Source organism: Streptomyces sp. NPDC001796 (genome assembly GCF_042892355.1).
Taxonomy (GTDB): domain Bacteria; phylum Actinomycetota; class Actinomycetes; order Streptomycetales; family Streptomycetaceae; genus Streptomyces.
This window is the reverse complement of record NZ_JBIAUC010000001.1, coordinates 513,209-539,062: the sequence shown is the minus strand read 5'-3', so window position 1 is coordinate 539,062 and position 25,854 is coordinate 513,209. Positions and strand designations below refer to the sequence as shown.

General features: G+C 71.4%; 26 protein-coding genes and 2 pseudogenes. 22 read left to right on the top strand and 6 right to left on the bottom strand.

Going from position 1 to position 25,854, the window contains the following annotated elements:
- Positions 1–88 precede the first annotated feature (88 nt).
- The gene (locus ACFYZE_RS02385) at positions 89–1,273 is read left to right on the top strand and encodes a MarP family serine protease (RefSeq protein ID WP_388987285.1); all 1,185 of its coding nucleotides are present in this window, start codon (positions 89–91) and stop codon (positions 1,271–1,273) included.
- An 11-nt stretch (positions 1,274–1,284) separates the two neighbouring features.
- Here the strand turns inward: ACFYZE_RS02385 and ACFYZE_RS02380 are convergent, their stop codons facing one another.
- On the bottom strand, positions 1,285–1,773 hold the full coding sequence (locus ACFYZE_RS02380) for a GNAT family N-acetyltransferase (protein ID WP_388987282.1): 489 nt from the start codon (positions 1,771–1,773) through the stop codon (positions 1,285–1,287).
- Between the two features lie 70 nt (positions 1,774–1,843).
- On the opposite strand from ACFYZE_RS02380, the gene ACFYZE_RS02375 reads away from it, so the two are divergent.
- Positions 1,844–2,746 carry a TIGR01777 family oxidoreductase gene (locus ACFYZE_RS02375; RefSeq protein ID WP_388987279.1) on the top strand — a complete coding sequence of 301 codons (903 nt, stop codon included), beginning with the start codon at positions 1,844–1,846 and terminating at the stop codon, positions 2,744–2,746.
- Between the two features lie 188 nt (positions 2,747–2,934).
- Positions 2,935–4,305, top strand: coding sequence for an NAD(P)/FAD-dependent oxidoreductase (locus tag ACFYZE_RS02370; RefSeq protein WP_388987276.1), 1,371 nt, complete (start codon positions 2,935–2,937; stop codon positions 4,303–4,305).
- A 13-nt stretch (positions 4,306–4,318) separates the two neighbouring features.
- On the opposite strand, the gene ACFYZE_RS02365 is transcribed toward ACFYZE_RS02370, so the two are convergent.
- Positions 4,319–5,794, bottom strand: coding sequence for a regulator (locus ACFYZE_RS02365; protein WP_388987273.1), 1,476 nt, complete (start codon positions 5,792–5,794; stop codon positions 4,319–4,321).
- 241 nt (positions 5,795–6,035) lie between these two features.
- Between ACFYZE_RS02365 and lipB the strand changes: the two genes are divergently transcribed.
- The 4 genes from lipB to ACFYZE_RS02345 all read left to right on the top strand — a co-directional run bounded on the left by lipB (position 6,036) and on the right by ACFYZE_RS02345 (position 9,450).
- The gene (lipB, locus tag ACFYZE_RS02360) at positions 6,036–6,833 is read left to right on the top strand and encodes a lipoyl(octanoyl) transferase LipB (protein WP_388987270.1); all 798 of its coding nucleotides are present in this window, start codon (positions 6,036–6,038) and stop codon (positions 6,831–6,833) included.
- 255 nt (positions 6,834–7,088) lie between these two features.
- A complete protein-coding gene (gene lipA, locus ACFYZE_RS02355; protein WP_388987267.1) occupies positions 7,089–8,078 on the top strand; it encodes a lipoyl synthase in 990 nt (329 codons plus the stop codon).
- 279 nt (positions 8,079–8,357) lie between these two features.
- Positions 8,358–8,555 (top strand): hypothetical protein, encoded by a 198-nt coding sequence (locus ACFYZE_RS02350; RefSeq protein ID WP_103843610.1) that lies wholly within the window; start codon positions 8,358–8,360, stop codon positions 8,553–8,555.
- A 193-nt stretch (positions 8,556–8,748) separates the two neighbouring features.
- On the top strand, positions 8,749–9,450 hold the full coding sequence (locus tag ACFYZE_RS02345; RefSeq protein WP_388987263.1) for a DUF4191 domain-containing protein: 702 nt from the start codon (positions 8,749–8,751) through the stop codon (positions 9,448–9,450).
- Between the two features lie 156 nt (positions 9,451–9,606).
- Here the strand turns inward: ACFYZE_RS02345 and ACFYZE_RS02340 are convergent, their stop codons facing one another.
- Complete coding sequence (locus ACFYZE_RS02340) at positions 9,607–10,074, bottom strand: RDD family protein (RefSeq protein WP_388987260.1); 468 nt, start codon at positions 10,072–10,074, stop codon at positions 9,607–9,609.
- A gap of 198 nt (positions 10,075–10,272) precedes the next feature.
- Between ACFYZE_RS02340 and glnA the strand changes: the two genes are divergently transcribed.
- The 3 genes from glnA to ACFYZE_RS02325 all read left to right on the top strand — a co-directional run bounded on the left by glnA (position 10,273) and on the right by ACFYZE_RS02325 (position 13,416).
- Positions 10,273–11,682 (top strand): type I glutamate--ammonia ligase, encoded by a 1,410-nt coding sequence (gene glnA, locus ACFYZE_RS02335; protein WP_103843613.1) that lies wholly within the window; start codon positions 10,273–10,275, stop codon positions 11,680–11,682.
- Between the two features lie 219 nt (positions 11,683–11,901).
- Positions 11,902–12,825, top strand: a complete 924-nt coding sequence (gene htpX, locus ACFYZE_RS02330) for a zinc metalloprotease HtpX (RefSeq protein WP_388987257.1) — start codon at positions 11,902–11,904, stop codon at positions 12,823–12,825.
- A gap of 6 nt (positions 12,826–12,831) precedes the next feature.
- Complete coding sequence (locus ACFYZE_RS02325; protein WP_388987254.1) at positions 12,832–13,416, top strand: hypothetical protein; 585 nt, start codon at positions 12,832–12,834, stop codon at positions 13,414–13,416.
- A gap of 22 nt (positions 13,417–13,438) precedes the next feature.
- Here the strand turns inward: ACFYZE_RS02325 and ACFYZE_RS02320 are convergent, their stop codons facing one another.
- Complete coding sequence (locus tag ACFYZE_RS02320) at positions 13,439–13,702, bottom strand: hypothetical protein (RefSeq protein ID WP_388987251.1); 264 nt, start codon at positions 13,700–13,702, stop codon at positions 13,439–13,441.
- Between the two features lie 140 nt (positions 13,703–13,842).
- Between ACFYZE_RS02320 and ACFYZE_RS02315 the strand changes: the two are divergent.
- Both ACFYZE_RS02315 and ACFYZE_RS02310 read left to right on the top strand, forming a co-directional pair.
- A pseudogene (locus tag ACFYZE_RS02315) lies at positions 13,843–14,109 on the top strand (DNA glycosylase AlkZ-like family protein); the annotation flags it as partial.
- Positions 14,110–14,122: 13 nt separating this feature from the next.
- Positions 14,123–14,269, top strand: coding sequence for a hypothetical protein (locus ACFYZE_RS02310; protein ID WP_388987248.1), 147 nt, complete (start codon positions 14,123–14,125; stop codon positions 14,267–14,269).
- Between the two features lie 123 nt (positions 14,270–14,392).
- Here the strand turns inward: ACFYZE_RS02310 and ACFYZE_RS02305 are convergent, their stop codons facing one another.
- Entirely contained in the window at positions 14,393–14,701 is a 309-nt protein-coding gene (locus ACFYZE_RS02305) for a hypothetical protein (RefSeq protein ID WP_388987245.1), read from the bottom strand.
- Positions 14,702–14,864: 163 nt separating this feature from the next.
- Between ACFYZE_RS02305 and ACFYZE_RS02300 the strand changes: the two genes are divergently transcribed.
- From ACFYZE_RS02300 to ACFYZE_RS02270, 7 genes and pseudogenes are all read left to right on the top strand, one after another.
- Positions 14,865–15,224: an arsenate reductase family protein gene (locus ACFYZE_RS02300; protein ID WP_388987242.1), complete on the top strand. Its 360-nt coding sequence runs from the start codon at positions 14,865–14,867 to the stop codon at positions 15,222–15,224.
- A gap of 135 nt (positions 15,225–15,359) precedes the next feature.
- On the top strand, positions 15,360–16,064 hold the full coding sequence (locus ACFYZE_RS02295; protein ID WP_388987239.1) for a hypothetical protein: 705 nt from the start codon (positions 15,360–15,362) through the stop codon (positions 16,062–16,064).
- Positions 16,065–16,598: 534 nt separating this feature from the next.
- Positions 16,599–17,627 (top strand): glutamine synthetase, encoded by a 1,029-nt coding sequence (glnII, locus tag ACFYZE_RS02290; protein ID WP_388987236.1) that lies wholly within the window; start codon positions 16,599–16,601, stop codon positions 17,625–17,627.
- A gap of 382 nt (positions 17,628–18,009) precedes the next feature.
- Positions 18,010–18,588, top strand: a complete 579-nt coding sequence (locus ACFYZE_RS02285) for a winged helix-turn-helix domain-containing protein (protein WP_388987233.1) — start codon at positions 18,010–18,012, stop codon at positions 18,586–18,588.
- 60 nt (positions 18,589–18,648) lie between these two features.
- Positions 18,649–19,671 carry an SDR family oxidoreductase gene (locus ACFYZE_RS02280; protein WP_388987230.1) on the top strand — a complete coding sequence of 341 codons (1,023 nt, stop codon included), beginning with the start codon at positions 18,649–18,651 and terminating at the stop codon, positions 19,669–19,671.
- Between the two features lie 96 nt (positions 19,672–19,767).
- Positions 19,768–20,130: pseudogene (locus ACFYZE_RS02275) on the top strand (LuxR C-terminal-related transcriptional regulator); the annotation flags it as partial.
- A 201-nt stretch (positions 20,131–20,331) separates the two neighbouring features.
- Positions 20,332–21,870 (top strand): DUF1996 domain-containing protein, encoded by a 1,539-nt coding sequence (locus tag ACFYZE_RS02270; protein WP_388987227.1) that lies wholly within the window; start codon positions 20,332–20,334, stop codon positions 21,868–21,870.
- 102 nt (positions 21,871–21,972) lie between these two features.
- On the opposite strand, the gene ACFYZE_RS02265 is transcribed toward ACFYZE_RS02270, so the two are convergent.
- Positions 21,973–22,398, bottom strand: coding sequence for a hypothetical protein (locus ACFYZE_RS02265; RefSeq protein ID WP_388987224.1), 426 nt, complete (start codon positions 22,396–22,398; stop codon positions 21,973–21,975).
- A 143-nt stretch (positions 22,399–22,541) separates the two neighbouring features.
- Here ACFYZE_RS02265 and ACFYZE_RS02260 point away from each other — a divergent pair, with 143 nt between their 5' ends.
- The 3 genes from ACFYZE_RS02260 (at position 22,542) to ACFYZE_RS02250 (ending at position 25,852) form a co-directional block, all read left to right on the top strand.
- On the top strand, positions 22,542–23,045 hold the full coding sequence (locus ACFYZE_RS02260; RefSeq protein WP_388987221.1) for a tetratricopeptide repeat protein: 504 nt from the start codon (positions 22,542–22,544) through the stop codon (positions 23,043–23,045).
- Between the two features lie 58 nt (positions 23,046–23,103).
- A complete protein-coding gene (locus tag ACFYZE_RS02255) occupies positions 23,104–25,020 on the top strand; it encodes a hypothetical protein (protein ID WP_388987218.1) in 1,917 nt (638 codons plus the stop codon).
- A 115-nt stretch (positions 25,021–25,135) separates the two neighbouring features.
- Entirely contained in the window at positions 25,136–25,852 is a 717-nt protein-coding gene (locus ACFYZE_RS02250) for a TetR/AcrR family transcriptional regulator (RefSeq protein WP_388987215.1), read from the top strand.
- Positions 25,853–25,854: the final 2 nt, after the last annotated feature.

Genomic DNA, 25,854 nt, shown 5'->3' with positions numbered 1-25,854 from the left:
CGGGGCCGATTTCCGCGCGCCGCGCGCGTGGGGCTGATCACTGGGACCCCGCTGCGCGTACTAAGGGGTCCAAGAGAAAGGCGGCTTCGTGGACCTGCTCGACATCCTTCTGATGCTGGTGATCCTGGCCTACGCGGCGTCCGGCTACCGGCGCGGACTGGTGGCCGGCTGTGTCTCCCTGGCCGGTTTCGTGGGCGGCGCCGTCGTCGGTGTGTGGGTCCTGCCCTGGGTGATGCACATGGTGACCCGCGGGACGACCGCGGCGACGGTGACGGCGGTGTTCACGGTGCTGGTCCCGGCGGCGATCGGCCACGAACTGGCGGGCCGGCTCGCGCTGAAGCTGCGGCGAGAGCTGGACCACGGGCCGGTCAGGGCGGCCGACGGGATCGGCGGGGCGGCGGCGAACTCGCTGGCGGTGCTGATCGTGGCGTGGGTGGCCGCGAGCGTCCTCGGCGCCTCATCCTCACCACTGGTCACGGAGTCGATCCGGGACTCACGGCTGCTGGGCGCGGTGCAGAACGTGATGCCGGACACCACCCCCACCTGGTTCTCCCGCGCCACCTCCGCGCTCACCCAGGCGGGCTTCCCGCAGGTCTTCAACCCCTTCGAGAACGAACCGACGGCCACGGTGGCCAAGCCCTCCGGGGACAACGTCACGCCGAGCGCGACGAACGCCGCCAAGCTCAGCACCGTCAAGATCGAGGGCGCCTCGGGCCTCCAGGGCCGCGAGGGCAGTGGGTTCGTGTACGCGGCGCGGCATGTGATGACCAACGCACACGTGGTGGCCGGCATCGACCACCCGACCGTGCGCGTCGGCGGCGTCGGACCGGCGTACGCCGCCCGGGTGGTGCTCTTCGACCCCGACCGGGACGTGGCCGTGCTGTACGTGCCGGATCTGCGGGCGCCGGTGCTGCGCTTCGACGACAGCGCCAAGCGCGGTGACGCGGCCGTGGTCGCGGGCTATCCGCAGGACGGCCCCCTGACGCTGCGTGCCGCCACGGTCGCGAACAAGATCCAGGCGACGGGTCAGAACATCTACGGCACGGACACCGTCACCCGGGAGATCTACTCCGTCCGCTCCACGGTCCTTCCCGGCAACTCCGGCGGCCCGCTGCTCAGCACCGACGGCGAGGTGTACGGCGTGGTGTTCGCCCGCTCCACCTCCGACCAGGAGACGGGGTACGTCCTGACGGCGGACGAGGTGGCGGGCGACGCCCAGCGGGCGGTCAACGCCACGACACCCGTGGACACGGGCGAGCTCGTCACGTCCTGAGCCCGTGGGCGTCACAGGGAGCGGCCCATGAGCACGTCGTCGACGTACTCGCCCTCGATCAGGAACTCCTCGGGCAGGACGCCCTCCACCACGAAGCCCTCGGACTCGTAGAGCCCCCGGGCGGGAGTGTTGTGGCCGAGGACGCGAAGGGTGATGCGGCAGGCGCCGCGGCGGCGGGCCTCGTCCTGTGCGGCCCGCAGCAACGCCCGGCCGACGCCGGCGCCGCGCGCCTCCTCGGCGACGGCCAGGCCCTGGATCTGCCGGACGTGGGAGTTGCACGCGAGCGAGGTCGGGAACCCGAGCCGGATGTAGCCGACGAGGGCGTCGTCGAGTTCCGCGACGAGGTGGTCCCGGGGGCCGAACCGCTCGTCGTAGAAGGGCTTGTACGGCGGCTGGGGGCGGGGCTGGACGGCGTGCAGCGGGGACCAGGTCTCCCGGTCGAGCCGGCCGAGCGCGTCCTCGTCGTCGGGGATGGCGAGCCGTATGTACGCAGCGGGCATGAAGGTCACTGTACGGCGGGGTACGCATGTCCTGACCGGGGTTTCAGGCGGCGACGGGCAGGATGGTTTCATGGAACTTTCAAGGATCGCCGTGGCCGGTGCGTCCGGACTCATCGGCAGTGCCCTGGTCCGGTCACTGGCCGAGGAGGGGCACGAGGTGGTGCGCCTGGTGCGTCGCGGCGCCCGGGGCCGGGACGAGGTCTGCTGGGATCCGGAGGGGAGTTACGTCGACACCGCCGGGCTGGCCGGGTGCGACGCGGTGGTCAACCTCGCGGGGGCCGGTGTCGGCGGCCACCGCTGGACGGACGCGTACAAGAAGACGCTGCGGGACAGCAGGGTGCTCGGTACGGCGGCGCTCGCGGAGGCCGTCGCCTCCCTGCCCGAACCGCCGCGCGTCCTGGTGAACGCGAGCGCGATCGGCTACTACGGCGAGACCGGGGACCGGGTGGTCGACGAGGAGGCCCCGCCCGGGGACGGCTTCCTGTCCCGGATGTGCGTGGAGTGGGAGGAGGCGGCGGATCCCGCGCGGGAGGCGGGTGTGCGGACGGTGTTCCTGCGCACGGGACTGGTGGTGGCCCGTGAGGGCGGCGCCTGGGGCCGGCTGTTCCCCCTCTTCCGGGCGGGGCTCGGCGGGCCGATGGGAGACGGGCGACAGTACTGGTCGTTCATCTCGCTGTACGACGAGGTGGCGGCGATCCGTCACCTCCTGGGCACGGACGGGTTGTCCGGGCCGTTCAACCTGACGGCTCCCGAGCCGCTGACGAACCGTGAGATCACGGCGGCGATGGGGCGGGTGCTGCACCGGCCGACGCTCTTCCCGGTGCCCGCGCCGGCCCTGCGGCTCGCGCTCGGCGAAATGGCCGGGGATGTGCTCGGCAGCGCACGGGTGGTGCCCAAGCGGCTGCTGGAGTCGGGGTTCTCCTTCACGTTCCCCCAGATCGAGGACGCGCTGCGGGCGGCGCTCCGGCAGTGACCGGTCGGCACGCCGCGGCACGGAACCTTTCGCGTTCGACCATATGCGACCGCTGTGCGACCGTGCTCTGTTGATGCGCGACTTCACTTGACCGTGCGTGGCCCTACCCTCGAGCAGAACTCGGGTATTCCTGAAGCCGGTCGCGGGCATGACGTCTTCGCCGACCGCGCAACCTCGAGGAGGGGCACGTGTTGAAGCCCGTGTATCAGGCGGACGTCGTCATCGTGGGGGCCGGGGTGGCGGGCCTCGCGGCGGCCCACCGGCTGACCAGCGCAGGAGTGAGTACCACCGTCCTGGAGGCCGCCGATGCCGTGGGCGGCCGGATGTCGACCGAGAAGGTCGACGGCTTCCGGCTCGACCGCGTCGGACAGCTCCTGTCCACGTCGTATCCCGAACTGGGCCTGACGCCCGGGCTCGACGCGCTCGTCCTGCGCCCCTTCGCGCCGGGTGTCCTGGTGCACAGCGGCGGCCGCCACCGGCGCGCGGGCGCTCTCCCGATGACAGGGGGCGCACGGGGAGCGCTCAACGCCGTGCGCGCTCTTGCCGGTGCGCCCCGCTCGGGGAGCGGAACGGCCGTCGTGCGGGCCGTGCGGCCGAGGGCGGCGGGATCCCCCGCCCCGCTCGGCGGCGCCATGGACCAGGCGCGGCTCAACGCGGCGCTGGCGCGGATGGCCGCGACCCCCGTGGAACGGCTGCTGGCGCGGCCCGAGTTGCCCGCCGGACGCGCGCTCGCGGCCCGCGGAATGCCCGCCCGCACGGTCGAGGGCGTTCTGCGTCCGCTGCTCGCCGCACTGTTGTGCGACCCGGAGCTGGGCATGTCGAGCCGCGCCGCCGACCTGGCGCTGCGCGCCTTCGCGAGCGGCCGGTTGTGCCTGCCGGAGGGCGGCGCGGAGGCGCTGCCCGAACTGCTGGCGCAGGCGCTGCCGCCGGGCACGGTGCACACGGGCGTGCGCGCCACCTCGATCTCCACCACCTCGGTCACCACCGCCGAGCACGGCGAATTCCGCTGCCGCGCCGTGCTGTTGGCCACCGACGCCCATGCCGCCGCCGAGTTGCTGCCCGGGCTGCGCGTGCCCGACTTCCACCCCGTCACGGTCGTCCACCACACCATGGACGAGCCGCCGCCGACCGGCGCGTCACTGCTCCTCGACGCGGACCGCGACGGCCCGGTGGCGCACACGGCGGTGGTCAGCCTGGTTGACCCGTCCCGGGCGCCCGCGGGCCGGCCCCTGGTCTCCTCGACCGTTCTCGGCGCGCCGCCGGAGGACGTCGACGGCGCCGTACGCGCCCATCTGACCCGGCTGTACGGCACCTCGACCACGCGGTGGGAGACGCTCGCCGTGCACCACACCGCGCGGGCCGTCCCGGTGATGCGGCCGCCGCACGACGTACGCCGGCCGGTGCGGTTGCTGGCCGGTCTGTATGTGTGCGGCGACCACCGGGACACGGGCACGGTGCAGGGGGCACTGCACTCGGGCCACCGGGCCGCCTCCGCGGTCCTGGCGGACCTGGGCACGGGTCCGACCAAGCTGGCGGACCCGCTGCCGACGGCGGCCTGAGCGGCCCCCGGGGTCAGTGCAGGACGGCGACCTTGTCGCGGTAGCCGCGCACGGGGGCGGCGTCCTTGTAGGGCTCCAGGCGGCGCTCGAAGTCCCGTACGTACTCCGTCGCCCGCACCGACCGCATCTCCGCCGCCTGCCCCGCGGCCTCGGCCGCGAGCTGGCACGCCTGGTCCAGCTCGCCGAGGCCGAGCCGCGCGGTGGCGAGCACGACCCGGCAGAACAGCCGGCTGCGGGCGTAGCCGGGCGCCCGCAGCTGCAGCGAGCGCTCGGCGTGCTGGATGGCGGCCCGGTACTGCTGCAGGTCCCGGTGGCAGTGCCCGAACTCGTCGGCGAGCTGCGCCTCGTCGAAGAACCGCGCCCAGTAGGGGACATCCTCGCCGGGCCGGGCGGACTCCAGCGCACGTTCGGCCCGTACGAGGGAGGAGGTACAGGCGCGCACTTCGCCGAGCACGCCGTGCCCACGCGCCTCCACGGCGTGCAGCAGCGCCTGCACGACGGGCGGCGCCGAGGTGCCGACACCCTGCTGTGCCACACGCGCGAGCTGCACGGCTTCGCGGCCGTGTCCGAGGTAGACGGCCTGGCGGCTCATCGTGACCAGCACGTACGCCCCGTACATCCGGTCCCCGGCGGCCTGGGCGAGCCGGAGAGCCTGGACGAAGTAGCGCTGGGCGAGGCCGTGCGCGCCGATGTCGTACGACGTCCAGCCGGCGAGCCGGGTCAGATCGGCCGCGGCCGCGAACAGCCGGCGGCCGGTCTGCTCGCCGTAGGTGCCGCGGAGCATCGGCTCGGCCTCGTGCTCCAGGTAGCGCACGAGGGCCTGGCGGGCGTGGCCGCCGCCGTAGGCGTTGTCGAGGGCGCGGAACAGCTCGCCGACCGAGCGCAGGGCGGCGATGTCTCCGCCGGTGACCTTCTGGCCGGGGCCGCGCTCGGACGGGCCGCGCTGCCGGGATGGGTGTCCCCCCTGTTCGAGCGAAGTCGAGGACTTGGGGGAGGCGGGGCGGCCCTGGGCGGGGATGCGAGGGGTGCTTTCGCCTCGGGCGACCTTGTCGTCCGGGCGCCCGATCAGCCAGTCGCGGCTGGGGACGACGAGCCCGGCCGGCGTGAACGCGATCTTCCGAAGCTCGGCGTGGCTGCCGGAGTCCTTGCGCCACAGGCCGCTGACGATGTCGACGGCCTCCTCCGGGGTGGCGGCGAACTCCAGCCCCGCGTACACCGGGGCGCAGGCGTCGAGCCCGAGGTCCTGGGCGGTGAGCCGGCGTCCGAGCCTGCGGGTGAACACCTCGGCGATCAGCGCCGGGGTGGTGCCGCGCGGCTGCTGCCCGCGCAGCCAGCGCGTCACGGACGTCTTGTCGTATCTCAGATCAAGCCCGTGTTCGAGGCCCAGCTGGTCGACGCGACGGGCGAGACCTGCGTTGGAGAACCCCGCTTCTGCGATGAGCGCGGCGAGCTGTCGGTTGGGGGTGCGCTGCGCGGGTCGTTCCGTCATCTGCGGTGCGGTCTCCTGCCTGCCCTGAAATCGTCTGTGAACAGCCCTTATGGCCTGGTGACGGCGTGAATGTAGCGGAGAGTGAGCAGACGATCGCATTCTTCGGTACCCATTCATCCGATCGTGTGAGGATCGTTGGGTCGAGCTGACGGTGGCCCGGGCGGCACCTTCCCCCGGGGCCGGACGTACAGTGGCGTGGGCGCGTTTCGCGCCTTACGAGGCTTCTAGGGAGGCGCTTGCCGTGAGTGAGCTGCGGTTCGTCCGTATGGGGTTCGGGACCGGTGCCGTCGACTACCAGGAGGCGTGGGACGAGCAGCGCCGGGTGCACGCCGCCCGCTTCGCGGACGAGATCCCGGACACCTGCCTGCTCCTGGAGCATCCCCCGGTCTACACGGCGGGCCGGCGCACGGCGCCCGAGGAGCGGCCCCTGGACGGCACGCCGGTCATCGACGTGGACCGCGGCGGCAAGATCACCTGGCACGGCCCGGGCCAGCTGGTGGGCTACCCGATCCAGAAGCTCCCGCGCCCGGTGGACGTGGTGGCCCACGTACGGCGCCTGGAGGAGGCCCTGATCCGCACCTGTGCGGAGTTCGGCCTGGAGACGACGCGGGTGGAGGGCCGAAGCGGGGTGTGGGTCCTAGGGGACCCGGTCGACCAGCGCCCTTCCTTGGGCGGTCTCTCCCTGGACTTCGACCCGCGCCTGCACGACGAGGAGTTCGACCCGCGGCTGAACGGCCCGGAGTACGCGCCGTCGAACGCGGGGCAGCGGCGGGAGGACCGCAAGATCGCAGCGATCGGGATCCGCGTCGCCAAGGGCGTCACGATGCACGGCTTCGCGCTGAACGTGAACCCGGACAACGCGTGGTTCGACAAGATCATCCCGTGCGGCATCCGGGACGCGGGGGTCACGTCCCTGGCGAACGAGCTGGGCCGGGACGTGACGATCGAGGAGGTGCTGCCGGTGGTGGAGCGGCACCTGCGGGACGTGCTGGAGAACGCCGAACTGAAGCCGCGGGAGGTCGAGCGGGCGTCGGCGTGAGATCCCGCCTCTCCGGCGTTGGAGGAGCGGGGGTCCGGGGGCCGGCCCCCGGAAAGGGGTCCGGGCGCAGCCCCGGCGGGGCCGAAGGGGCGGAGCCCCCGGGCGCGGAAGGGCGGGGCGGCGGGGCGAAACACATCCCGTGCACCCCGGCGGGGGAATGCACCCCAAGGCCCCCAGGTTGGCCTCGACACGGGGGCAGACAACCACGGGCGTACCCTGGTGTACGCCGAAGAATCGAAGCTACAGGGAGCCGACGTGTCCGCAGTCGCACCCGACGGACGCAAGATGCTGCGCCTGGAGGTCCGCAACAGCCAGACCCCCATCGAGCGCAAGCCCGAGTGGATCAAGACCCGGGCGAAAATGGGTCCCGAGTACACGAAGATGCAGAACCTCGTGAAGAGCGAGGGCCTGCACACGGTCTGCCAGGAAGCCGGCTGCCCGAACATCTACGAGTGCTGGGAGGACCGCGAGGCCACCTTCCTCATCGGCGGCGACCAGTGCACCCGCCGCTGCGACTTCTGCCAGATCGACACCGGCAAGCCCGAGGCCCTCGACCGCGACGAACCGCGCCGGGTCGGTGAGTCCGTGGTCACCATGGACCTGAACTACGCCACCATCACCGGCGTCGCACGCGACGACCTCGAGGACGGCGGCGCCTGGCTGTACGCCGAGACCGTGCGGCAGATCCACCAGCAGACGGCGGACCGCGAGGACGGCCGTACGAAGGTCGAGCTCCTCGCCCCCGACTTCAACGCGGTCCCGGAGCAGCTCGAGGAGGTCTTCTCCTCCCGCCCCGAGGTCTTCGCCCACAACATCGAGACGGTCCCGCGGATCTTCAAGCGCATCCGCCCCGGCTTCCGCTACGAGCGCTCCCTCACGGTGATCACCGCGGCCCGTGACTACGGCCTGGTGACCAAGTCGAACCTGATCCTCGGCATGGGCGAGACCCGCGAGGAGGTCAGCGAGGCCCTGCGCCACCTGCACGACGCCGGCTGCGAGCTGGTCACCATCACCCAGTACCTGCGCCCGAGCGTCCGCCACCACCCCGTGGAGCGCTGGGTGAAGCCGCAGGAGTTCGTGGAGCTGAAGGAGGAGGCCGAGCAGATCGGCTTCTCCGGCGTCATGTCCGGTCCGCTCGTGCGCTCCTCGTACCGCGCCGGGCGGCTCTACCGGATGGCCATCGAACAGCGTCAGGCGGATGCTCCGCAGCAGGGCGGCACATACGTCGCCGCACAGGCCGTCTGATCCGGCGGTCACCCTGGCTCTGGCACCCCGTGCCAGTTCCCGTGTGTGAATCCGCACACAAGCGGCTACCGCCGGGTAGTGGCCGATTGACGCGGTCCCGACCGTCCCCGCAGCTAGCGGGCACCGTCGGGGCCGCGTCCGGCTTTTCGTGCTGCGTAGCAAGGCTTCATTGGCGTTTGACCGGTCGGTCACGTCCTGGTAACACCAAACAGTGAGCCTGGCCTTACGCCCGGTAGCACCCAGGCCACGAGCCGCCGACCCCGAGGGGGGACCTCCACCATGCAGGCCGCACCCGTACGTGCCAACGCGATCCCGTCGTTCACCGATGCACTCCGTGCCATCGAGTCGCTGCTGATGAGCGGCGGCCAGCGGACCGCCCGTCGCAACGCCTGGACCTCCGTCCTGGAGGACCGCCGCCGCGCCAAGGACCGGGTCGAGGCCGAGCGCGTCCTCGAGGCCGCGGCGTCCCGCTCGTAACATCCGGTCCAGCCTGCGGCGCCCCGCCCGGGACAGCCGTCCCGCCGCGCGCAGCAGCCACGCGTCCGGCTCACCGCCGCCACGCACCGCCTCCCCGGCGTACCGGAGCGTCCCCACCGCTCCGCCCCCTCCGCACCGCTCCGCCCCGGCACTGCCGTCGTAGCCGCTTCCCGGGCCACGTAGACTGCGTGGCATGGCGAGGAAGGAAAGTGCAGCGGACGCTGCGAACGCAGGGCGACTGAAGCAGATCGCCCTGACCTACAAGATGACCCGCAAGGCCGATCCGAAGATCGGTCTTGTACTCGCGGCAGTCGGAATCATCACCTTCGGTGTCTTCCTCGCGATCGGTTTCTTGATCGGTCACCCCATCTATCTCGGCATTCTGGGCCTCCTGCTCGCCTTCCTCGCGACGGCGATCGTCTTCGGACGCCGGGCCGAGCGCGCCGCCTTCGGCCAGATGGAGGGCCAGCCGGGCGCAGCGGCGGCGGTCCTGGACAACATCGGCCGCGGCTGGACCACCACCCCGGCGGTCGCGATGAACCGCAACCAGGACGTGGTGCACCGCGCGGTCGGCAAGGCCGGCATCGTCCTGGTCGCCGAGGGCAACCCGAACCGGGTCAAGAGCCTGCTCGCCGCCGAGAAGAAGAAGATGGCACGCATCGTCGCGGACGTGCCGGTGCACGACCTGGTCGTGGGCACCGGTGAGGGTCAGGTCGAGCTGAAGAAGCTGCGCACGACGATGCTGAAGTTCCCGCGGGTGCTCACCGGTCCCCAGGTGACCGCCACGAACGACCGGCTGCGGGCCCTCGGTGATCTGATGAGCAACATGCCGCTGCCGAAGGGGCCCCTGCCGAAGGGGATGCGGATGCCGCGAGGTGGCCCGAAGGGCCGATGACCCGCCCGAACGCCGATCGGCCGTCCCGGGACATCAGCTCTCGGGACGGCCGATCGGCGTTCGGGACCCTCGATCGGGACCGTTCGGGGCCCTCGGATCCGGACCGTTCGGGACCCTCGGATCCGACCGTTGTCAGGCCGCAGATGTTGTCAGGCCTCAGATCCGGATCTCCACCGTCCCCGCCATCCGGTCGTGCAGCCCCCTGCCGTCCCGGTCCCAGACCAGCGGCGGAATGGCCAGACACAGCAGGAGCGTGCGCAGCACCACGCGCAGGGGCGACACCCGGCGCGTGCCCAGGGCCACCACCCGCAGCCCGAAGATGCGCTTGCCGGGGGTGAAGCCGACCGTGCCGACCGTGAGGATGCCGAGCGCGAAGAAGACGAGTAGCGCCCAGTTGCTCGTGGCCGGCTCATAGCCATGGGTGATCAGACCGTATGCGATCAAGACGCACAGGCCCCAGTCGACGGCGAGGGCGCCGAGGCGCCGGCCCGGGCGGGCGATCGAGCCCGGCCCCTGTTCCGGCAGACCGAGCTGCTCACCGCGGTATCCGAAGTCCGCCCCGGCTTCTTCCATGGCCGCGCGGGGACCGGAGAGCCACGATCCGATTGCTTGCCTGTTGTCCACCCGTCCACGGTATCGCTCCCGATTCGGCGGCCCGGGGGCCGGGGTCACGGAGGCGCGAGCTGGTTAACCTGGGAGAAACAAATGGGTCACGCCTGAGAAACCGCCCGTCCCTATGGTCGGCTGCAGCGTGTGCCACCGCACTGGCCGCACGAACGAACTACCACCCCGGCACGGACGGTCGGGAGTAGGAGGAGCTGGATGTTCCAGAACGCCGACGAGGCCAAGAAGTTCATCGCGGACGAGGACGTCAAGTTCATCGACGTCCGCTTCTGCGACCTGCCGGGCGTGATGCAGCACTTCACGGTGCCGGTCGAGGCGTTCGACCCGGACGACGAGCTCGCCTTCGACGGATCCTCGATCCGTGGCTTCCAGGCCATTCACGAGTCCGACATGGCGCTGCGCGCCGACCTGTCGACCGCACGCGTCGACCCGTTCCGCCGGGACAAGACGCTCAACATCAACTTCTTCATCCACGACCCGATCACGGGCGAGCAGTACTCCCGTGACCCGCGGAACGTGGCGAAGAAGGCCGAGGCGTACCTCGCCTCCACCGGGATCGCCGACACGGCGTACTTCGGTCCCGAGGCCGAGTTCTACGTCTTCGACAGCGTCCGCTTCGCCACCAGCGCGAACGAGTCCTTCTACCACATCGACTCCGAGGCGGGTGCCTGGAACACCGGCGCCCTCGAGGACAACCGTGGTTACAAGGTCCGCTACAAGGGCGGCTACTTCCCGGTCCCGCCGGTCGACCACTTCGCCGACCTGCGCGCCGAGATCTCCCTGGAGCTGGAGAAGGCCGGTCTGAAGGTCGAGCGTCAGCACCACGAGGTGGGCACCGCCGGCCAGGCCGAGATCAACTACAAGTTCAACACGCTGCTCGCGGCCGCGGACGACCTGCAGCTGTTCAAGTACATCGTGAAGAACGTCGCCTGGCGCAACGGCAAGACGGCGACCTTCATGCCGAAGCCGATCTTCGGTGACAACGGCTCGGGCATGCACGTGCACCAGTCCCTGTGGAGCAACGGCGACCCGCTGTTCTACGACGAGGCCGGCTACGCGGGCCTGTCGGACACCGCCCGCTACTACATCGGCGGCATCCTCAAGCACGCCCCGTCGCTGCTGGCCTTCACCAACCCGACGGTGAACTCGTACCACCGCCTGGTGCCGGGCTTCGAGGCCCCGGTGAACCTGGTGTACTCGCAGCGCAACCGCTCCGCCGCGATGCGCATCCCGATCACCGGCTCGAACCCGAAGGCCAAGCGCGTCGAGTTCCGCGCCCCGGACTCCTCCGGCAACCCGTACCTGGCCTTCTCGGCGCTGCTGCTGGCCGGTCTGGACGGCATCAAGAACAAGATCGAGCCGGCCGAGCCGATCGACAAGGACCTGTACGAGCTGGCTCCCGAGGAGCACGCGAACGTCCCGCAGGTCCCGACCTCGCTGTCGGCCGTCCTCGACTCGCTCGAGGCCGACCACGAGTTCCTCCTCCAGGGCGACGTCTTCACGTCCGACCTGATCGAGACGTGGATCGACTTCAAGCGCACGAACGAGATCGCCCCGCTCCAGCTGCGTCCGCACCCGCACGAGTTCGAGCTGTACTTCGACGTGTGAGCCGGCCGCTGCCGCAGCACTGACACGGAGCCGCGTCCCCGCCCCCGGGTGGAGACGGGGCTCCGTCGCATGCGCCGCCGTTCTTTGCCCGAGCCCGCCGGGATCCACAGGGACTCTTTGCCTGCCATGGAGCCGTTCGGAACCGGTTCATGGGTCGGGTTGGGCGCACAATGGGGATGGGACGAGTGCCTTACTGCGGGTACTGCGGGGTGATGCACGATGCGGAGCCGGTTCCAGAGTGATCGGCGGCTGACCGTCCGGATGACGGTCACGCTGTTCCTGCTCGGATTGCTGTACGTGGCGTTCGTCGCCGCGTTGATCGCGTTGCTGAAGTCCTGGGTGCTGGTCGTCGTGATCGCGGCGGTGGCACTGGGGGCGCAGTACTGGTTCTCGGACCGGATCGCGCTGTACGCCATGCACGGACGGATCGTGGAGCGGGAGGAGTTTCCACAGCTCCACGGTGTGGTGGACCGGCTGTGCGCCGTGGCCGACATGCCGAAGCCGCTCGTCGCCGTCTCCAATCTGGACATGCCGAACGCGTTTGCGACCGGCCGCAACCCCGATCACGCCGTGCTGTGCGTGACCACCGGGCTGCTCAGGCGGCTGGAGCCCGAGGAGCTGGAGGGTGTGCTCGCGCACGAGCTGTCGCACGTGGCGCACAAGGACGTCGCCGTGATCACCGTGGCGTCGTTCCTCGGGGTGATCGCCGGGCTGGTGGTCCGGTTCGCGTTCTACTCGGAGCTGTTCGGCGGGCGTGGCCGCAAGGACCAGAACACCATCGCCGTCTTCGGCGCCGTCATGGGGATCTCGGCGATCGTCTACGCCATCAGCTTCCTGCTGATCCGGGCCCTGTCGCGGTACCGGGAGCTGGCCGCGGACCGCGCCGCCGCGCACCTGACCGGGCGGCCCTCGGCGCTGGCGTCCGCGCTGACCAAGGTCACCGGGGACATCGCCCGCATCCCGACGCAGGACCTGCGGACGGCCCAGGCGTTCAACGCCTTCTACTTCACCCCCGCCTTCGGTGCCGACCCGGGCATCTCCCGCCTGTTCTCCACGCACCCGACCCTGGAGCAACGGCTCGAGCAGCTCGCCCGTATCTCCGCGGAGCTCGGCGAGGCGGCGGCGCCGGGAAAGGCGGGCTGAGCGCCGATGGGGTTCCTGGACATCCTGCTCGGCCGTACGAAGCCGGTGGCACCCGACCTCGACCAGCTGTTCGCCCTGCCGTCTGCGGCGATCACGCTCGAGGCCGCCGCCGGGTTCACCCCGACGGGGACAGGCGCGGTCTGCTTCGCCACGGTGGAGGGTGGCGCCTTCGCCCAGGCCAACCAGGAGGTCCAGGCACTCCTCGACGCCGACACCGACCGCACCGGTCCGCCCGTCCGGCTGCAACGGGACGACTACGGCTACTCCTGGCTGGTCTCCCACCGCACCCCCGACCAGTTGTCCGCCCTGGTCAACGATCTGCACGCGGTGAACAGCGCGATGGAGGTCAACGGCTTCGGACCGCAGCTGCTGTGCTCGGTGGCCGGCTTCCAGGACGCGGGCGGGCGCCGGCTGGGGCTGGTCTATCTGTACAAGAGGGGCACCTTCTATCCGTTCGCGCCGCTCGCCGGGCAGGGCGAGCGGCGCGACAACGCGCTGGAGCTCCAGATCAAGGCTGCCCTCGGGAACGATCTGCGGATCGAGCAGGACCTCGGCCGGTGGTTCCCGATCTGGGGCGCGCCCGGCCTGTGACGCCTGCTCCTCCTCGCGCTTCCTACTTGCCGCCCTCCTGGCGGCGGGCCTCGAAGGGGCGCTCGCGGCGGTAGCGGCGCTCCCACTTGGCCTGCTGGTCACGGCGCGCGCGGTACTCCTGGTAGCTGGCCGCCGAGGCCGGGGTCCCTCCGGTGCCCGCGGCGGACGAACCGCGCCCGTACCGCACGTACAGGACGAACAGCGCTATGGCGGCGAGCCACCAGATGTGGTTGCCGAATCCGAAGAGGACGAGGACGACGGTTCCGGCAAGGATGATGGTGCCCATGACGCCCTCCTTCGCTTGGGTGAGTGGTTGTGCCACGGGGATTTGACGGGGTGCCGGGATCGTGCCCCCGTCGGATGTGTGTCCAGCGTAGGGAGGCGGTCACTGCGGGTGCATCTGCTTTTCGATCCGAGGGAGACGGCATGGGCGGCGGAGGGCGGCATGTCGGGGCGGTCGGGCGACGGGCCCGGCTCGCGGTACGGCACCGGCTGGGTGCCGGGTCGCGGGCGGTGACGCCCGAGGAGGTCGCCGGGTCGCTGGTCGCGCTGCACGGCACGGATCCGGCCACGGTGTACCTCGCTGTCGGGGCGCGCCTCGCGGACGCGGACAAGACCGTGGCGGAGGTCGAGCGGGCGCTGTACGGGGACCGGACGCTGGTGCGGATGCACGGTATGCGGCACACGGTGTTCGGACGGTGAGGTGGTGTGGCGTGTGCTGGGCGGGGAGGGGTTGGGCCGGGAGGCGTACGAGGCGATCGAGCGGGAGGCGGCGCGCCTGGGCTCGTGGCTGGGCGGCACCCGGCTGACGCCGCGCTTCCGGACACCGCTGGAGAAGGAGCCGGCCAGATAGTCGAGCACGTCCGGCGATTGAGGACGAGGCCGTTCAGGCCGATGAGGGTCCGGGGGCCGAGCCCCCGGTCCACGGCAGGACAGCGCCGGGTACCCGGCAGCGGGCGGGCACCCGGCGCCACGCTCAACGGCTGTATCGCATCAGCGCCCGCACCATGTGGCACGTCGTGTCCGACGGCGGCCGTATCCCGACCCGCTCGGCCGTGCTCCGTATCGTCTCGTTGTGCGCCTGGTTCGGTACGTACACGCCGGAGTCGAGCAGGGCGATGGCGAGGCGCATCGCCTTCAGGCGCCGGTTGTGCGTGACGTACCACTCGCGCGGCCGCCCCGGTGGGAGCGGTCGCTTGGCCACCGGCGCGTACGGCAGGTCCATCGGGACCGGTCGCCGCGCCGTCGACCGGGTCGGCTTCGGCTTGGTTGCGGCAGCGGGCACAGGCATCCTCCTGTCGCGGTCAGGGAGGTGCCGGACACCCGGCGCCTCCCTCGAACACTGCTTCTATTTTACTGCCGACCACTGACAAAATCCCCTGGCCACAGGCCATTTGAGCCAGGTTGTGACATGGGTGAGAAGGGGTGTGTCGGCTACCGTGTGGGGCATGGAGATCTGGATCAATCCGGCCTGCTCGAAGTGCCGGAGCGCCCTCACCCTGCTCGATGCCGAGGGCGCGGACTACACGGTGCGCCGCTATCTGGAGGACGTGCCGACGGAGGACGAGATTCGCGAGGTCCTCGACCGGCTGAACCTCGAACCCTGGGACATCACGCGCACCCAGGAGGCCGACGCCAAGGAACTGGGCATGAAGGAGTGGCCGAGGGACGCCGCGTCGCGCGACCGCTGGGTGCGTGCGCTCGCCGAGCACCCGCGGCTCATCCAGCGGCCGATCATCACCGCCGACGACGGTACGGCCGTGGTCGGACGCACGGAGGAGGCCGTACGGGCCGCCCTGTCCCGCTGACGCCGACTCCCCTGTGACGTACGTTACTTCGCTGACTCCTGTAAACCGCTGAGTAACTCCGTTCGGTATCTCGTACATAGCGGCGTACCTATCGATCCGGTCGCCGATGACGGCGGCCGGGGACAGGAGGCGCGCATGTCGCGTAGGAGAACCCTCAGTCCCAAGAAGAAGATCGCGCTGGCGGTCACCGCCGTAGCCGTGGCCGGCAGTGGGGCCTTCGCCCTCGCCGCCACCTCGAACGCGGCGAACGTGCAGAACGCGTCGACCTCGACGGTCTGTCAGGGCCTGGCCACCGCGCTCGGCAACAACGAGTCGTTCATCGCCGCACAGAAGGCCAACCCGGACGCCCAGTCGGCGGCGCGGATCGCCAACCGCGAGGCGGTGGTCGCCGAGATCAAGCGGAAGCAGGAGGCGTCCGGCTGCCAGGTCGGGGAGTCGATCCAGGCGGGTGGATCGGGATCGGCGCAGTCCGGCGGCGCCGCGCAGGCCGGGGGGTCGGCTCAGGACCCCCAGGCCTCGCAGGCCGCCACCACCGCGCCTGCCACGACCGCGCCCGCGGACAACACGGGAGGCACCGGCACCGCTGCTTCGGGCCAGCAGGTCTGCAAGGGCTCCACGGTGACGCTCTCCGGTGAGGGCGGCGCCCCGGCCGCGTCCAGCAACCAGTTCCCGGCCGGGACGACCCTGAAGGTCACCAACCTGGACAACAACAAGTCCACGACGGTTAAGGTCACCTCCGTCTCCGGCAGTTGCGTGCTGCTCAACAACGCCGCCTTCGAACAGGTCCGCGAACCCGGCAAGTTCCTGATCCGCCGTGCCGTGATCGAGAAGGTGGGGTGAGACCGGCGCTTCAGTAACTCCAGGAGGCGGCGCGTCACGTGGCACGGTCCCGCTGTTCGCGGCCACGAGCAGCAGGACCGGCACGCGGGGCGAGCGCAGCGCGGCGGCGCTCGCACGCGGGCCCGTGACCGGTTACCGGGTCGGGAAGCCGACGGTCGCCTCCTGGAGCCGCGCCGCTCCGCGTGGAGCGGGCCCTGGGGTCGGCCACCGTACCGGGGGCGGTGGCCGGCCTCACGTGTGCCGAGCCTCGACTCGGCGACGAGGCCGATGGCGTACGCGTCAGGGTCGATGACGTACGCGCCAAGGGTCGGCGGCGTACGCGCCGGAAGGGGCCGGACCGGTCACCGGGTGATTCCCGGCGCGGGAACCCCCGGTAACACGGGGTTCACATCAGAGCAATGGCCGGGAAATCGCCTGTTGACAAGCTGCCGGGCATCACCCGGCGCCCCATTGCCGCAGCGCCGCGCACCCGCACGACCTCTGCGACTGCACTGTCGACCGCGCAGTCGAGACCACCCCCGAAGGATGTGTCCCATGGCCTTCAAGGCTGAGTACATCTGGATCGACGGCACCCAGCCGACCGCCAAGCTCCGCTCCAAGACCAAGATCCTGGCCGACGACGCCAAGGGCAAGGAGCTGCCGATCTGGGGCTTCGACGGGTCCTCCACCAACCAGGCCGAGGGGCACTCCTCGGACTGCGTGCTCAAGCCGGTCTTCTCCTGCCCCGACCCGATCCGCGGCGGCGACGACGTCCTGGTGCTGTGCGAGGTCCTCGACACGGACATGACCCCGCACGCGTCCAACACCCGTGCCGCGCTGGCCGAGGTGGCCGAGAAGTTCGCCGCCCAGGAGCCGATCTTCGGTATCGAGCAGGAGTACACCTTCTTCGACGGCTCCCGTCCGCTCGGCTTCCCGGAGGGCGGCTTCCCTGCCCCCCAGGGGGGCTACTACTGCGGTGTCGGCGCCGACGAGATCTTCGGCCGTGAGGTCGTCGAGGCGCACCTGGACAACTGCCTGAAGGCGGGCCTCGGTCTCTCCGGCATCAACGCCGAGGTCATGCCCGGCCAGTGGGAGTTCCAGGTCGGCCCGCTCTCCCCGCTCGAGGTCGCCGACCAGCTGTGGGTGGCCCGCTGGCTGCTGTACCGCACCGCCGAGGACTTCGGCATCTCCGCGACCCTGGACCCGAAGCCGGTCAAGGGCGACTGGAACGGTGCCGGTGCGCACACCAACTTCTCCACCAAGGCGATGCGCGAGGGCTACGACGCGATCATCACCGCCTGCGAGGCGCTCGGTGAGGGCTCCAAGCCCCTCGACCACGTCAAGAACTACGGCGTCGGCGTCGAGGACCGCCTCACCGGTCTGCACGAGACCGCCCCGTGGAACGAGTACTCCTACGGCGTCTCCAACCGCGGCGCCTCGGTCCGCATCCCGTGGCAGGTCGAGAAGGACGGCAAGGGCTACATCGAGGACCGCCGTCCGAACGCCAACGTCGACCCGTACCTGGTGACCCGCCTCATCGTCGACACCTGCTGCACGGCGCTGGAGAAGGCCGGCCAGGTCTGATCGGCTCGACACAGCTCCCGGAAGGGGCGTCCGCGTCGTGCGGGCGCCCCTTCCGCGTGTCGGGGGTGCGTGTGCACGCCGGGAAAAAGAGCGTCCAAGCAGTGAGAGGAGGCTCCTGTCACGGTCGTGTGTCTGCTTCAATGAGAACCATGGCCAGCTACCAGAAGTTCAGCGCGACGGGTCGCCGTGACCTCGAGCCCTTCTGGCCTTCCCGTCAGCACCACGACTTCGACCGGGTGTGTTGTCGCGCGACCACCGCGCGGGCCCTGTAGAGCCGTACACCCGGCAGCCGCACCCCGGCACAGCCGTCCTTCCGGCCTTCGGCCAGCGCGCACGACGTACGTCCCCCGACGAACTCCTCGCGCGAAAGAGCTGACCTCTCATGGCGACCACTCGTTCTCTCTCCACCGCCGCCCTCACCACCACCCCGCCGAACGGCTCGGCACGGCACCGGCTGCGTGCCGTCGACCGGGACGAGGCCGTCGACGTGGCCGACTTCCTGCCGCCGGGCGCCACCTGGCTGCCGGCGCCCCCGCAAGCGCTGCCGAGCCTGCCGGGCCGCCCGCCGATGGTCGGCTACCTGGTGCTCGTCCCGGCCGACCAGGAGCCCCCGTTCCCGCCCGTCGCGGTGCCCGACCAGCCGGACACGGAACAGGCCGCGGGCGCGGACCCGCTTGTCCGCGTCGACACCGGCCGGCGCACCGCCGAGGTGGACGGGCGGCCGCTCGACCTGACCTATCTGGAGTTCGAGCTGCTCGCCCACCTGGTGGCGCACCCGCACCGGGTGCACACCCGGGACCAGCTGGTGACCACGGTGTGGGGCTACGGCCATGTGGGCGACGGACGCACCGTCGACGTCCACATCGCCCGGCTGCGGCGCAAGCTGGGCGCCGAGCACCGCGAGACCATCCGGACGGTGCGGCGCGTGGGCTACAAGTACGTGCCGCCGACGGGCCGTTGACCCTCTGCTGACGGCAGATCCCCGTTCCCCCCGGCCGCTCGACCGGGCAGAGTCACCGGCATGAGACTTCTGGTGCTGGGTGGCTCGGAGTTCGCGGGACGGGCCGTCGTGGAGGCGGCCCTCGGGCGCGGCTGGGACGTGACCGTCTTGAACCGAGGGACGCACCGACCCCCGGCCGGTGTGCGGGCGTTGCAGGGCGACCGCACCGCGCCCGACGGGCTCGCCGCCCTCGCGGAAGGCGAGTGGGACGCCGTCGTCGACACCTGGTCGGCGGCGCCCCGGGCCGTGCACGAGGCGGCGCGGCTGCTGCGGGGCCGCGCCGGGCGGTACGTGTACGTGTCGAGCTGCTCGGTGTACGCCTGGCCCGCGCCGGCCGGGTACGACGAGAGTGCCCCGCTGGTCGAGGGCGCCGAGCCCGACGCCGGCACGACCGACTACGCGCGCGACAAGCGGGGCGCCGAGATCGCCGCCGTCGAGGCCTTCGGCGCGGACCGCTGCGTTCTCGTACGGGCCGGGCTGATCCTCGGCCCGTACGAGAACGTCGGCCGGCTGCCGTGGTGGCTGACCCGCATCGCCCGCGGCGGGCCCGTGCTGGCGCCGGGGCCGCGGGAGCTGCCCCTGCAGTACGTCGACGTGCGCGACATGGCCGAGTGGATCCTCGGGGCGGCGGAACAGGAGCTCAGCGGGCCGTACAACGTGATCAGCCCGCAGGGGCACGCCACCATGGGTGAACTGCTCGACGCGTGCGTGGACGTGACCGGTGCGGCGGCGGAACTGCGCTGGGCCGGGCCGGAAGTGATCCTGGACGCGGGTGTCGAGCCGTGGACGCAGCTGCCGGTGTGGGTGCCGCCGGGCAGCGACATGCACGACTCCCTGCACTCCGCGGACGTCTCGCGGGCGCTGGCGACGGGCCTGAGCTGCCGTCCCGTCGGGGAGACCGTCGCCGACACCTGGGCGTGGCTGCGGGACATCGGCGGCACGGCGCCGATGCGTCCCGACCGCACCACGAAGGGGCTGGACCCGGAGGTGGAGGCGAGGGTGCTCGCGGGCCTGTCCGGGGGTGTGCCGGGCACCACCCCCTGATGGGGGTCCGGGGGTGTGCCGGGCACCACCCCCTGACGGGGGCTCGCCCCCGTGACCTCGCCGCGCTCCCCGGCGAGACTGCTGCCATGAACACCCGGCACCGGCGGGGTGGGCTCTCTGCTCAAGGCCCGGGTGTTCGACGCGGAGCAGTTCGTGGACGCCGTACGACGGGTCGCGGCGGGTGGCACCGCGATGGACCCGCAGGTGATCCATCAGCTGCTGACGCGGCGTGCGGCGGACGACCGGCCGCCGGCGCGGCTGACGCCCCGTGAGCTGGAGGTGCTGGAGCTGATGGCGCAGGGCCGCTCGAACGCGGCGATCGCCGACCGGCTGGTGGTCACCGAGCGGGCGATCACGAAACACACCTCCAACATCTTCGCGAAACTGGGTCTCGGGGTTTCCGACGACGACAACCGGCGGGTTCTGGCCGTGCTCGCCTATTTGGATCACGATTGCTGAATGAAATTCAAAAAGGTGAGGCTTACCCGCCCCAACTCCCCTTGAAACAGGGGCTTCTGCACCTCTTGTACCCGAATTGCCCTCAGGAACTTCCAAGTTTTTCTCCGGCCTCTGAACACCCCACCGGCCTCCTGCGTATGGGATGGCGCCGCTTCACCCCTGTCGGGCGCCTCCGCCCCGAAAGGAAGTCAGAGGAGTTCCATGGGACGCAACACGAGAAAACGCCGTACGCCGCTGGCCACCAAGGCCATAGCCGCCTCGGCTGCCCTAGCGCTCGGTGGGGGCGGGTTGCTCTGGGCCAACTACTTCGCCTCGGCCCACGAGACGAACAACCAGGCCTGGGGAGGGAACCAGACCAAGGCCGCCAGCGCCCAGGTGGCGACGATCTCCTGCCCGGACGTCGGTCAGAAGCTGACGAACGTGCCGGCCGCGGCTCGCAACGGCGTGGCCGCGGAGCTCGCGAACCTCGACAGGCAGATCACCGAGGCCTACTCCCGGCTCGCCTCCACGCGGCAGGCCCAGGCGAACGACGCGAGCTTCGTGCAGAACGCGATCGTCGGCCCCCTGAAGGAGAAGCGGGCCGCGACGATCGACCGGATCAGGATCGACATCCAGCGGGTCGGCGGGACCTTCAACCAGTCGCTGTCCCAGCTCGCCGCCTGCACGACACTGACCGCCAACCAGACCAACGCCGGCCAGACCGGCGGTGGCCAGCAGCAGAACGGCGGTCAGCAGCAGGGTGGCCAGCAGCAGCAAGGTGGCCAGCAGCAGGGCGGCCAGCAGAACGGCGGCCAGCAGCAGGGCAACGGCGGCCAGGCCGGCAACGGCCCGGTGGCGGCCGACTTCGTCGACATCACGAAGGTCGCGCCGAACGTCCAGGCCAAGCCGCAAAAGACCGGCAACGCCTCGACGGGTCAGTTCGTCACGCGCTGCGGTGTCAACGCCAACAAGAACCACAACACCGACAACGTGATCGTGGCGCCCGGCGTGGCCAACGGCGCACACCACCTGCACGACTACGTCGGCAACCAGAAGGTCAACGCCTTCTCCAGCAACCAGACGTTCCTGCAGGGCGGCACCAGCTGCCAGAACAAGAACGACCTGTCGGCGTACTACTGGCCGGTCGTCCGCATCCAGGACGGTACGCAGGACTTCGACCAGAACAAGGACGGCGGCGGCAAGGAAGGAAACGTCGGCCGGATCCTGACCCCCGTCCAGGCGGAGATCAAGTACGTCGGCAACCCGAGCAGCAAGGTCGTCGCGATGCCGCAGTTCCTGCGCATCATCACCGGTGACGCCAAGACCACCACCAACGGTCTGGCGAACGCCAACGCGCACTGGAGCTGCACCGGCTTCGAGAACAAGGTCCAGCTGACGACGCAGTACCCGATCTGCCCGCAGGGCAGCAACGTGGTCCGCACGTTCGCCTTCCAGAGCTGCTGGGACGGCCAGAACATCGACAGCGCCAACCATCGCACGCACGTGGCCTTCGCCGACCCGGCGAGCGGCGTCTGCGGGAACGGCTTCAAGGCGATCCCGCAGCTGACGATGCGCCTCGTGTACAAGATCAACCCGCCGGTCATCCAGAACGGCCAGGTGAAGAACGCCTACGCGGTGGACGGCTTCCCGGACCAGCTCCACAAGGCGGCCACCGACCACGACGACTTCATCAGCGTCACGACCGGCGGCCTGGCGAACAAGATCGCCAACTGCATCAACTCCGGTCAGAGGTGCCAGTGACCCGACCGGGCCGGTGACCCGACCGGGCCGGTGACCCACTGACGAAGGCCGGTGGCGGGAGATCCCGCCACCGGCCTTCGTCGTGTGCCGGCCCGACCCGCCTCAGCCGCTGTGACCGGCGTGGGAGTGGTGGTCGGCGCCCACCTCGACATCGCCGCCGAGCTTGCCGCGCAGCGCCTTGACCACACCGTCGTCGCCGACGGCGACCCACTTGCGGCCCACGAGGTAGTAACCGCCGTAGTCCTTGGCATCGTTGATCCACTCACGCTGGCCGCGGTCGGTGGCGAAGGTGGCGAGCACGAACTTGCCGTCGGAGTTGGTGCAGATGGCCTGACGGATCTCGTCGGCGTCCGTCTGGATGTTCGGCTTGCAGTTCACGTCCGCCGCCAGGTCCTCGAGGCTGCCGGTCGCGGCCGCCGGGACCTGGTCCTTGGCGGCTCCGGACGACCCGCCCGATCCGCCGCAGCCGGTAAGCCCCAGCAGGGCGACGACGGCGCCGGCCGCCAGCTTCTCGCGCGTCCACCTCATGTGTTCCTCCGGTCCTTCGGGCCATGCCGCTGGGAGCCCCCGCGAGGGGCCCTGCCCTTCCGTACGGCTGTGGTGCGTCCGGTGCTCAACGACGGCACATCTGTGCGACAGTGTGCCGTCGGTACTCGTGACGAGGGGGATGGATGAGCACACGGGACTGGGAGGAACGCCTGGCCGCCGCCTGGGCCGCTTTCGACGACTACGCCGAGGGGGGCGCCGCGGACTTCCGTGCGCTGATCGACGCCCTCGTCGCCGAACTGCCCGACGACAGCCCGCTCGGGCCGTTCGAACGGGCCTGCGCCTGGGACTCGACGGGCCACTCGGACCAGGCGGTGCCGCTGTACCGGGAGGCGCTGGCGCGCGGCCTCGACGGTTACCGCGGTTGCCGGGCCAGGATCCAGCTGGCCAGCTCACTCAGGAACATCGGGCAGCCGGAGGAGGGCGTCAAGCTGCTCACCCCGGAACTCGACGGACCCTCCGACGAGTTGGACGACGCGGTACGCGCCACCCTGGCCCTGTGCCTGTCGAGCCTCGGCCGCGACCGTGAGGGCCTCGCCCTGGTCCTCGGCGCGCTCGCCCCCCATCTGCCGCGCTACCAGCGGTCGATGGCGAACTACGCGCGGCTGCTGGTCGACCCCGGGGACTGAGCTTCCCCGGGGGCCCGGATGCCGGTGACCAACCTCCGTCTCGCTCGTTTTGCCGGACGTGCAGCCACAGGATGTCGCCCCGCGCCCAACTCCGACCTCCGGACCGGTCGTCGACGTCGAGCAGGCCGAGGCCGCGCTCGTCGAGCACTACCCCCGGCTCGTCCGGCTCGCCTATCTGGTGCTGCCACCGGGCCTCGGCCGCACCCGGCGGGTGCTGACCGCACACGCCCTCGTCCAGCGGGCGCTGCCCCACGGGCGGGCCTCCGCGTCGGTGATCCCGGCCCAGGCGACCGGCCGCGACGGCGACCCCGGGTACTCCTTCGTCCGCCTCCGGGTGGTGCGTACGGCACTGGAGGCGGGAGCGCCGCTGCGGCGCGTCGCCTGGCCGAAGCGCTCCCAGCTGCCGCCGCTGCTGCCGCAGGTGTGGGGTCTGAAGCTCTTCCCGCGCTCCGGCGGCGCCGACGAACTCGCCCTGGACCAGCGCCTGTCGACGCTCTCCGGCCCGGCCCGCGCCGCCTACGTCCTGCGCGGCCTGGAGAAGCTCCCCGACGACGAGGTGCGCAAGGTGCTCGCCGCGGCGGGCGTCACGAACCCGGCGGTCGCGGTCCGGCAGGCCGCGAAAGTGCCCGTGCAGGAGGCGCTGCTGGACTCCCCCGAGTTCGACCCGTGCTCCCTTCAGGCCCGGCCCACCGACCTCATGCGGCGCCGCCGGCACGCGAAGGCGGCGCTGGCCGCGGCGGCGGCCGCCGCGGTGTGCGGAGCGCTGCTCGCGCTGCCCGGCGGCGGCTGGGGCGCGGACGACGCGGCCACTCCCTCGGCCGCGCCGAACCCGGCCGCGCAGGCCGCCCTGGATCCGGCCCGGGTGACGACGGTGCCGCCCGCCGCCTGGAAGACCTCGGCGCGCACCGACTTCTCAGTGTGGCCCGCGCGCGGCGCCCTCACCCGCGACCGGGCGCTGCTGCGGCGCGCGCTCACGGCCTGGGCGCGACCCGGTGACTCCGTCCGGGTCTCGATGACCCCGGGCACCCCCTCGGGCGCTCCGCCCGGTCCGCCGCGGCTGCTGTACGCGGGGCAGGTCGACACCGCGCGCGTGGTGGTCTTCTACGACGGTCTGCGCATCGTGCGCTACGCCGAGCCGAAGGACGGCTCCCGCGGGGCCGCGCTCGACTTCGCCCGGGTCGACGGGGCGGGCGGAGCCGAGGCGGACGCGGTGGTGCTGGACCGCGCCGACGGCAACGTCCGCTATCTGACGGCGCCCTGGGTGACCGGTGCCGTCGAGCGGGATCTGCGCAAGCCGGGGGAGGAGACGATGAACCTCGGCCTGACCGGCGGGGTGACCGCGCCGCTGGCGAGTCCGGCGCAGCAGTCCGGCTCGTGCTCGTCGTGGAACGTCCTGGAGCTGACCGGCGGTTCGGGCACACAACTGCTGACCGACCTCGGGGAACTGGTGCCGGCGCACCTGACCGTGGGACGGCCGGGTGCGCCGGGGGAGGTGTCCGGGGCGACGGCGCTGCGCGCGTGGGCGCCCTTCGCCTGCTCGCTGGCGGTGGTGCGGTCGCAGGGCGTGAAGTCGGTGAACGCCTGGGAGTACGCGCGGCAGGCGCTGCCGGACGGCTCCGGGAACGCGATCTGGGTGTGCACGCGGGCGGACACATGGCGGGGTGAGGGGGCCCAGGTGCAGGCGCAGTTCCAGACGCCGGGCGGGACCTCCGGGGCGGTGGCGGCGCAGGCCGAGGAGGTGCCGGCGTGCGGCGCGAAGGATCCCCATGTGCTGGCGGGCGTGCTGTGGAAGTCGGCGAAGGGCGACTGGTACCTGCTGGCCGCCGGGGCCGAGGACACCAAGTCGATCCGGGCGACGGGCGGGGTGACCGGGTCGGCGGAAGCCCGGCTGCTGACCGTGCGCGCGAAGCAGGGAGCGCAGGCGCGGTTGAAGGGGACGCTGAAGGACGGGAGGACGATCGGCGCATTGCGGTGACACGACACCTGGCCCGTGCGCTGCGGCCGTTCGGTGAGAGACCTGTGATTGAGATGTGAACAACTGCTGCCGTTCGAAGCCCTGTGCGGCTGGATTCGATCGGTAAGGTGTTCGCATGGCAACCGGGGTACGCCGCAGGCTGGGAGTCGAGGAGCGGCGGCAGCAGTTGATCGGCGTCGCGCTGGAACTGTTCAGCCAGCGCTCCCCCGACGAGGTCTCCATCGACGAGATAGCGTCGGCCGCGGGTATCTCGCGGCCGCTGGTCTACCACTACTTCCCCGGCAAACTCAGCCTGTACGAGGCCGCGTTGAAGCGGGCCTCCGAGGACCTCGCGGCCCGGTTCGTGGAACCGCAGGAGGGTCCGCTGGGCGCCCGGCTGCTGCGTGTGATGCGCCGGTTCTTCGACTTCGTCGACGACCACGGCCCCGGTTTCTCCGCTCTGATGCGCGGCGGCCCGGCCGTCCCCGCGGACGGAGTCCGCTCAAGGGATGCAGCCTCCCGTACCAACGCGCTCGTCGACGCGGTGCGGCAGGCCGCCTATGTCCAGATCCTCGCGCACCTTCAGGTGCAGAAACCGTCCGCCCGCCTCGAGCTGGTGATCCGTTCCTGGATCTCGCTCGTCGAGTCCACGGCACTGATCTGGCTCGACGGCCGGCGGATCCCGCGCCGGGAGCTGGAGGCCCAGCTCGTGCGCGACTTCGCGGCGCTCACGGCGGTGAGCGCCGCCTACGACGACGAGATGGGCGCGCTGCTGCGCCGCATGCTCGGTGACGAGCCGGCCGACGGTCCGTTCGGCGACCTGGTCGCCCGGCTGGTCACCCTGGCGTCCTGAGG